Source organism: Streptomyces sp. NPDC004752 (genome assembly GCF_053601275.1).
On sequence record NZ_JBSGBN010000191.1, the window covers coordinates 1 to 7,886 of the forward strand.

The following is a 7,886-nucleotide window of genomic DNA, read 5'->3' on the forward strand; positions in this document are numbered from 1 at the left end:
AGCGACACGCGACGGCCCGCCCTCACACAGCGAGGGACAATACGGGTGAACCACCTGGCCACCCAACGACCAAACCCCACCGAAGAATCGAGGCTAGGCAGCCTGGTTAGAAGATCCCTCAGGCGGCTTTCAAGCGGCACAGTGAATCGTGATGCCATGCCAACAACAGCGAAGCTCGCGGAACTGTACGTAGAAATACAGAACTTCTATGCTCGACAAGTCCGAATGCAGAACGACGGGCAGGCGGAGGAATGGGCCGCCACGTTCACCGAGGGCGGCCGGCTCGAGCACGAGCCCGACGACGCCGTGGTCCACCGCGTCGGAAAGGGGACGTTCCTCGGCCGGGCCGAACTGGCCACGACCATGCGGGGACTCCACAAGAAGCTCACCGACGCCCAGATCCAACAGCGGCACCTGTACACCATGCTCACGGTCGAACCACGCGACGACGGGACGATCGAGACGAGTTACTACTCACTGGTCTTCAGGATCAAGCCGGGCCAGAAGCCCGCGCCCGAAGTCAGCTGTCCCACGCAAGACGTCCTCGTGCGCGGCGACAACGGCGGCCTGCTGGTCCGCTCCCGCACGATCACCCACGACGAGTGCATCCAGGAACGTCGATGCTGAATCGACAGGCCGCACCCGACCGGCCGACCCGTATGTCCGGCACACTCGGATCGGACGGCTTTCGACCCGACATCCAGGCGCTCCGCGCCCTGGCCGTGGGGCTCGTCGTTCTCAACCACCTCTGGCCGACCTGGCTCACCGGCGGCTACGTCGGGGTCGACGTCTTCTTCGTCATCTCCGGCTATCTCATCAGCACGCACCTGATTCGTGAGATCGACGGCACCGGGCGTATCCGGATCGCGCAGTTCTACGCGCGGCGGGCGCGCCGCCTTCTGCCCGCCGCGTTCCTGGTGCTGTTCTGCGTCGTCGTCGCCGCGTTCTTCCTGGTTCCGCACGCACAGTGGGCCGCCTACGCCCATGAGGTGATGGCCGGCGCCCTGTACTGGTAGAACTGGCTGCTCACCGCCGAGTTCTCGTCCCATCCCGTCGACTTCACCAAGTTCACCGCCCACGGCGTCGTCGAGCGCGTCGCCGTTCAGGCGGGCGAGGAGCCGTCCCGGTGTGGAGGCGCGCGAGCAGGAGCCCAGGCGGTAGCGGCGGCCCCCGACCCGGCGGGGACCGGGTATCCGCCCCAGCACGTCCGCCAGGCAGGTGAGCTGCGGCGGTTCTGGATCCGGGCAGGCGGAGTCGATGTCTGCGCAGTGGCGCTGCAGGACACCGATCAGGGAAGATGGCACCCGAACGCGACCCCTGTTCGTGATCAAAGGCTTTGACAACCTTGATCATCTGGGGTCCCGACTCTCCATCAAGGGCTGATATGTGAAAGCAGATCAGCCCTTGATGTTTCTCGTCACCATTTCCTTAAGATTCTCGTCACCATTTCCTTGACCCTGCGTCTCCCGGGTCTCCCGCGTCTCCCGACGCAGTCACGACGACGAGCGGATCACCAGTTCCGTCGGGAGGACCGTGTGCCGGCGTTCCGGACCGCGGGAGAGGGCGTGGCGGCAGTCGGCGATGTCCGTCAGAAGCAGGTCGAGCATGGCGCGGCCCATCTCCTCGATGGGCTGGCGGACGCTGGTCAGCGGCGGGTCCATATGACGGGCGATCGCCGAGTCGTCGTAGCCGATCAGGGCCACGTCGTCGGGGATACGGCGGCCCGCCTCACGCAGCACCTGACGCGCGCCGGCCGCGGTGACATCCGAACCGGCGAAGACCGCATCCAGGCCGGGGCTGCGCTCCAGCAGCCGGGCCATCGCGCGCCGACCGCCCTCCTCGGTGAAGTCACCCGGCTCGACGAGGAGTTCGTCCACCCGGTGGCCCGCGTCCCGCAGGGCCTCGCGGTAGCCGTCCAGGCGCCGCTGAGCACCGTACACATCGAGGCAGCCGGTGATGTGGGCGACCGTGCGCCGCCCGCGGGCGACCAGATGCTCGACGGCCGAGCGGGCGCCGCCGTAGTTGTCGGCGTCGACCGAGGTCAGCGCCTCCGCCGCCGAGCGCGGGCCGCTGATCACCGCCGGGATCTCCAGCTGGGCCAGCAGGTCGGGCAGCGGATCGTCGGCGTGCACGGACACCAGGAGCACACCGTCCACACGGTGCGCCGCCAGATACTGTGCGAGCCGCTGCCGCTCACGGTCGCTGCCCGCGAAGATCAGCAGCAACTGCATCTCGGTGTCGGAGAGTTCGACGCCCACACCGCGCAGGATGGCCGAGAAGTACGGCTCCGCGAAGAACCGGGTCTCCGGCTCGGGGACCACCAGGGCGATGGCGTCCGTGCGGTTCGCGGCGAGCGCGCGGGCCGCCGTGTTCGGTACGTATCCCAGCTCGGCGACGGCCGCCTGCACGGCCGCGCGCGTGGCCTCGCTGACCCGGGGCGAGCCGTTGATCACCCGGGAGACCGTGCCACGGCCCACACCGGCGCGTGCGGCGACCTCTTCCAGGGTCGGCCGACGGCCACGGCGCCCCCGCGTTCCGTGGCTTGCCATGGGCTCCGCCTCCCTGGACCGGCAATCTGACTGGTGCGGAATGTAACAGCCCCGCGTGCGGAGCCGACCGTGCGCCGGTGCCGTCAGGGCCCCGTGGGACGAGCAAGAAACGGCCAACAGGCGGACCACTGAACGCAGTTGGTCGTGTCCGCTCCCTTGACACCCCCGGCCGAACCGACGACCCTTCAACGCATCACATTTGGGAGCGCTCCCACAGTACCTGACACATATATGTCCCGCACGTTCCCCGCCCGAGCCGCAGCGCGTACGAACGGGCCCGACAGAGCAGTTGGCCGGGGGGTCGGCACGTCAGGCAACAGGAGGACTCCATGCGCACGAGTATCCGCCGGTCCCGCAGGCTGGTCGCCTTCGCGGCCGTCGCCGCGCTGACTACGGGAGTGCTGGCCGGCTGCGCCAACGACTCCGACGACGGTTCGTCGAAATCGGGCGGCGGCAACGGCGACGGCACGGGCAAGACCACGTTGACCATCGGGACCTTCGGTGTCTTCGGCTACCAGCAGGCCGGCCTCTACGACGCATACATGAAGCTCCACCCCGACATCACCGTCAAGGAGAACGTCACCACCCGCACCGACGTCTACTGGCCCAAGGTGCTCACCCGGCTCCAGGCCGGTTCCGGCACCGACGACATCCAGGCCATCGAGGTCGGCAACATCACCGAGGCCGTGCAGACCCAGGCCGACAAGTTCGTGGACCTCGGCAAGGAGGTCGACAAGTCCCAGTGGCTGGACTGGAAGCTGGCCCAGGCCACCACCGAGGACGGCAGGACGATCGGGCTGGGCACGGACATCGGCCCGATGGCCATCTGCTACCGCAAGGATCTGTTCAAGAAGGCCGGTCTGGAGACGGACCGGACCAAGCTGGCCGCGCAGTGGAAGGGCGACTGGGCCAAGTACGTCGAGCTGGGCAAGGAGTACATGAAGAAGGCGCCGTCCGGCACCAAGTTCGTGGACTCCGCCTCCTCCGTCTACAACGCGGCGATCGGCGGCGAGACCGAGATGTACTACGACCAGGACGGCAACGTCGTCTGGGACAGGTCCGCGGGCGTGAAGAAGTCCTGGAACGTGGCGATGACCGTGGCCACCAGCGATATGTCCGCGAAGCTGAAGCAGTTCGACAAGCCGTGGGACCAGGGCTTCGCCAACGGCACCTTCGCCACGGTGGCCTGCCCGGCCTGGATGATGGGCTACATCCAGGAGAAGTCCGGTGACTCCGGCAAGGGCAACTGGGACGTGGCGGCGGCCCCGACCGCGGCCAACTGGGGCGGCTCCTTCATCGGCGTACCGACGGCGGGCAAGCACCGGAAGGAGGCCATCGCCCTGGCGAAGTGGCTGACCGCGCCCGAGCAGCAGGCCAAGGTCTTCGCCAAGCAGGCCAGCTTCCCGTCGACCCCGTCGGCGTACCCGGATCTGAAGCCGGCCGCGGCCACCGGCGCGTACTTCTCCGACGCGCCGATCACGCAGATCTTCTCCGACTCGGCGAAGACGATCCCGACGCAGTACCACGGCGCCAAGGACCAGCCGATCGGCACCGCGATCACCGACATCGGCATTCTCCAGGTGGAGCAGAAGGGCAAGACCCCGGCGCAGGGCTGGGACGCCGCCACCAAGGAGGTCAAGGACGTGCTCGGCCAGTGACCGGCTCCAAGCAGGCTCTCGCGCGGTCCGCGTCGAGCGCCGACGCCGCGCCCGGCCGCCGGTCGGGCGCGGCCCGGGGCGCGCACGGTCGCGGTGCGCCGGCCGACGCCGACTCCTGGCGCAGCCGGCTGTACCGCTGGGACATGAAGGCGTCGCCGTACGCGTTCATCGCCCCCTTCTTCATCCTCTTCGGGGCCTTCTCGCTGGTCCCGCTGCTGTACACGGCCTGGTACTCGCTGCACGACGTGCAGCTGTCGGCGCTGGACCGGCGGACCTGGGCGGGGCTGGACAACTACCAGAACCTGTGGGCCTCGGACTTCTTCTGGAACGCCCTGAAGAACACCTTCACCATCGGGGTGATCTCGACCGTGCCGCAGCTGCTGGCGGCGCTCGGGCTCGCGCATCTGCTCAACTACCGGTTGCGCGGCTCGACCGGGTGGCGGGTCGTGATGCTCACCCCGTACGCCACCTCGGTGGCCGCGGCGACGCTGGTGTTCACGCTGCTGTACTCGTGGGACGGCGGCCTGGTCAACTGGATCCTGCACTTCTTCGGCGTGGATCCGGTCAACTGGCGTGAGTCGGACTGGGGTTCACAGTTCGCGGTGTCATCCATCGTGATCTGGCGGTGGACCGGCTACAACGCGCTGATCTATCTGGCGGCGATGCAGGCCATCCCGACCGATCTGTACGAGTCGGCGGCGATCGACGGCGCCAACCGCTGGCAGCAGTTCCGGCATGTGACGGTCCCTCAGCTGCGGCCGACCATCCTGTTCACGGTGGTCGTCTCCACCATCGGCGCGACCCAACTGTTCGGTGAGCCACTGCTGTTCGGCGGGGTCAGCGGTTCGAAGGGCGGCGCCGAGCACCAGTATCAGACGCTCGGTCTGTATATGTACGACCAGGGCTGGATCATCGGCAACCTGGGCAAGGCATCCGCGATCGCCTGGTCGATGTTCCTGATCCTGGTGCTCGTCGCCGTACTCAACATGCTGCTCACCCGACGTCTGAGGAAGTCCCGATGACCACCAGTGAACTCACCCTCCCGCGCGGTGCGGACACCGAGCGGCGTGGTCGCGGGCGGCGTGGTCGCGGGCGGCGCCCGGTGATGGGGGCGGGCAAGCATCTGCACGCGGGCCCGGTCACCTATGCCGTCCTGACGGTCTTCGCGCTGGTTTCGCTGGCGCCGCTGGTGTGGACGGCGGTCGCGGCCTCCCGTACCGACCGGCGGCTGGCCGAGACCCCGCCGCCGCTGTGGTTCGGCGGCAACCTGTTCACCAACCTGCGGTCCGCGTGGGACGAGGCGGGGCTGGGCACCGCCATGGTCAACTCGCTGATCGTGGCGGGCACGATCACGGTCAGCACGGTCCTGTTCGCGACCCTCGCCGGGTTCGCCTTCGCCAAGCTGCGGTTCCGGTTCTCCAACCTCCTGCTGCTGACGACGATCGGCACCATGATGATCCCGCCGCAGCTCGCCGTCGTACCGCTGTATCTGTGGATGTCGGACCTGGGCTGGTCGAACCAGTTGCAGACGGTCGTTCTGCCCAGTCTGGTGACCGCGTTCGGCACGTTCTTCATGCGGCAGTACCTGGTGCAGGCGCTGCCGACCGAGCTGATCGAGGCGGCCCGGGTGGACGGGGCGAGCAGTGTGCGGGTCGTGTGGCATGTGGTGTTCCCGGCGGCGCGGCCGGCGATGGCCGTGCTCGGCCTGCTGACCTTCGTGTTCGCCTGGAACGACTTCCTGTGGCCGATCATCGCCCTGAACCAGCAGAACCCGACCGTGCAGGTCGCCCTGAACTCGCTCGGCACCGGCTATGTGCCGGACCAGGCGGTGATCATGGCGGGCGCGCTGCTCGGCACGCTGCCGCTGCTGGTCGCCTTCCTGCTGTTCGGCAAGCAGATCGTGGGCGGGATCATGCAGGGCGCGATCAAGGGCTGACCCGCCGCGGCCCCGAAGCCCCGGACCCCGGGGGCCGGGGACCAGAGGCCACCGCCGCCCCGGCCCCCTGAGCCCCGACCCCCGGCCCCGGCCCCCTGGTTCCCGGTCCCCGGCCCCTGGTCCCCCGTGCCTCCCGCGGCTCCCCCTTCTTCTCCTTCTTCGCCTTCTTCTCTCCACCACCCGCCGGTCGCCACGATCACTCGATGGGAGCGCTTCCATGCCTGAACCCGTTACCTCCGTGCGTTTTCCTCCCGCCTTCCTCTGGGGCGCGGCAACCTCCGCGTACCAGATCGAGGGGGCGGTACGGGAGGACGGCCGCACCCCCTCGATCTGGGACACCTTCAGCCATACGCCCGGCAGGACGGCCGGCGGCGACACCGGTGACATCGCGGTCGACCACTACCACCGCTATCGCGGGGACGTGGCGCTGATGGCCGGGCTGGGCCTGAACGCGTACCGGTTCTCGATCTCCTGGCCGCGGGTGCAGCCGACGGGCCGCGGCCCTGCCGTCCAGGCGGGCCTGGACTTCTACCGCCGTCTGGTCGACACGCTGCTGGCCGCCGGCATCAGGCCGGCCGTCACGCTCTACCACTGGGATCTGCCGCAGGAGCTGGAGGACGCGGGCGGCTGGCCGGAACGGGACACCGCCCACCGGTTCGCCGAGTACGCGCGGCTCGTCGGCGAGGCGCTGGGGGACCGGGTGGAGCAGTGGATCACCCTCAACGAGCCCTGGTGCAGCGCCTTCCTTGGCTACGGCTCCGGAGTGCACGCGCCGGGCCGGACCGACCCGGCGGCCTCGCTGCGGGCCGCGCACCATCTCAATCTGGCGCACGGGCTGGCCACATCAGCCCTGCGTTCGGTGATGCCGGCCCGGAACACGATCGCGATCAGCCTCAACTCCTCAGTGGTGCGCACCGTTTCGCGGGACCCGGCGGACCTGGCGGCGGGTCGGCGGATCGACGACCTGGCCAACGGCGTCTTCCACGGCCCGGTGCTGCACGGGGCGTACCCGGAGACTCTGTTCCGGGCCACGGCATCGGTCACCGACTGGTCGTACGTCCAGGACGGCGATCTGCGCGCGATCCACCAGCCGCTGGACGCGCTGGGCCTCAACTACTACACCCCGGCGCTGGTCTCGGCGGCCGGTCCGGAGGCGACCGGACCGCGGGCCGACGGGCACGGGACGCGCGACCACTCGCCCTGGCCGGCCGCGGACGACGTGGCCTTCCACCAGACGCCGGGCGAGCGCACGGAGATGGGCTGGACGGTCGACCCGACGGGCCTGTACGAGCTGCTCATGCGGTACTCCCTGATGGCCCCGGGCCTGGCGTTGTACGTGACGGAGAACGGGGCCGCGTACGACGACAGGCCGGACCCGGACGGCCGGGTGCACGACCCGGAGCGCATCGCCTATCTGCACGGCCATCTCTCGGCGGTCCGCCGGGCCATCGCGGACGGGGCGGACGTACGCGGCTACTACCTGTGGTCCCTGATGGACAACTTCGAGTGGGCGTACGGCTACGAGAAGCGCTTCGGCGCGGTGTACGTCGACTACACCACGCTGGAGCGGACGCCGAAGTCGAGCGCGCGATGGTACGGGCAGGTCGCGCGGTCCGGCTCGCTGCCGCCGGCCGAGGGCGTGTAGCGCGGGGGAACTGGAGGGCAGGGGTGCGGCCCGCCGGGGGGGCGCGCCCCCCCCACCCGGGCGGGGGGTCCGGGGGGGCACCGACCCCAGCAGAGCGG

Annotated in this window: 7 protein-coding genes; 6 read left to right on the forward strand and 1 reads right to left on the reverse strand. The window is 69.3% G+C overall.

The features are described from left to right. The first annotated feature begins 156 nt into the window (after positions 1–156). Both ACWEKM_RS43060 and ACWEKM_RS43065 read left to right on the forward strand, forming a co-directional pair. On the forward strand, positions 157–627 hold the full coding sequence (locus ACWEKM_RS43060) for a nuclear transport factor 2 family protein (RefSeq protein WP_451626759.1): 471 nt from the start codon (positions 157–159) through the stop codon (positions 625–627). Then, positions 621–1,016: an acyltransferase family protein gene (locus ACWEKM_RS43065; RefSeq protein ID WP_451626760.1), complete on the forward strand. Its 396-nt coding sequence runs from the start codon at positions 621–623 to the stop codon at positions 1,014–1,016. The genes ACWEKM_RS43060 and ACWEKM_RS43065 overlap by 7 nt, the downstream gene beginning before the upstream one ends. Before the next feature lie 477 nt (positions 1,017–1,493). Here ACWEKM_RS43065 and ACWEKM_RS43070 read toward each other — a convergent pair whose 3' ends face one another. Further along, the gene (locus ACWEKM_RS43070; protein WP_451626761.1) at positions 1,494–2,549 is read right to left on the reverse strand and encodes a LacI family DNA-binding transcriptional regulator; all 1,056 of its coding nucleotides are present in this window, start codon (positions 2,547–2,549) and stop codon (positions 1,494–1,496) included. A 329-nt stretch (positions 2,550–2,878) separates the two neighbouring features. Between ACWEKM_RS43070 and ACWEKM_RS43075 the strand changes: the two genes are divergently transcribed. The 4 genes from ACWEKM_RS43075 to ACWEKM_RS43090 all read left to right on the forward strand — a co-directional run bounded on the left by ACWEKM_RS43075 (position 2,879) and on the right by ACWEKM_RS43090 (position 7,788). Next, a complete protein-coding gene (locus ACWEKM_RS43075; RefSeq protein ID WP_451626762.1) occupies positions 2,879–4,207 on the forward strand; it encodes an ABC transporter substrate-binding protein in 1,329 nt (442 codons plus the stop codon). Beyond that, a complete protein-coding gene (locus ACWEKM_RS43080; RefSeq protein ID WP_451626763.1) occupies positions 4,204–5,229 on the forward strand; it encodes a carbohydrate ABC transporter permease in 1,026 nt (341 codons plus the stop codon). The genes ACWEKM_RS43075 and ACWEKM_RS43080 overlap by 4 nt, the downstream gene beginning before the upstream one ends. Next, complete coding sequence (locus tag ACWEKM_RS43085; RefSeq protein ID WP_451626764.1) at positions 5,226–6,143, forward strand: carbohydrate ABC transporter permease; 918 nt, start codon at positions 5,226–5,228, stop codon at positions 6,141–6,143. The genes ACWEKM_RS43080 and ACWEKM_RS43085 overlap by 4 nt, the downstream gene beginning before the upstream one ends. Positions 6,144–6,360: 217 nt before the next feature. Further along, complete coding sequence (locus ACWEKM_RS43090; protein WP_451626765.1) at positions 6,361–7,788, forward strand: GH1 family beta-glucosidase; 1,428 nt, start codon at positions 6,361–6,363, stop codon at positions 7,786–7,788. The last annotated feature ends 98 nt before the right edge of the window (positions 7,789–7,886 follow it).

What these genes read in the sequence shown, in the direction of transcription:
- ACWEKM_RS43090 (WP_451626765.1), top strand. Translation starts at nt 6,361, where the DNA reads ATGCCTGAACCCGTTACCTCCGTGCGTTTTCCTCCCGCCTTCCTCTGG.
- ACWEKM_RS43060 (WP_451626759.1), top strand. Translation starts at nt 157, where the DNA reads ATGCCAACAACAGCGAAGCTCGCGGAACTGTACGTAGAAATACAGAAC.
- ACWEKM_RS43085 (WP_451626764.1), top strand. Translation starts at nt 5,226, where the DNA reads ATGACCACCAGTGAACTCACCCTCCCGCGCGGTGCGGACACCGAGCGG.
- ACWEKM_RS43065 (WP_451626760.1), top strand. Translation starts at nt 621, where the DNA reads ATGCTGAATCGACAGGCCGCACCCGACCGGCCGACCCGTATGTCCGGC.
- ACWEKM_RS43075 (WP_451626762.1), top strand. Translation starts at nt 2,879, where the DNA reads ATGCGCACGAGTATCCGCCGGTCCCGCAGGCTGGTCGCCTTCGCGGCC.
- ACWEKM_RS43070 (WP_451626761.1), bottom strand. Translation starts at nt 2,549, where the DNA reads ATGGCAAGCCACGGAACGCGGGGGCGCCGTGGCCGTCGGCCGACCCTG.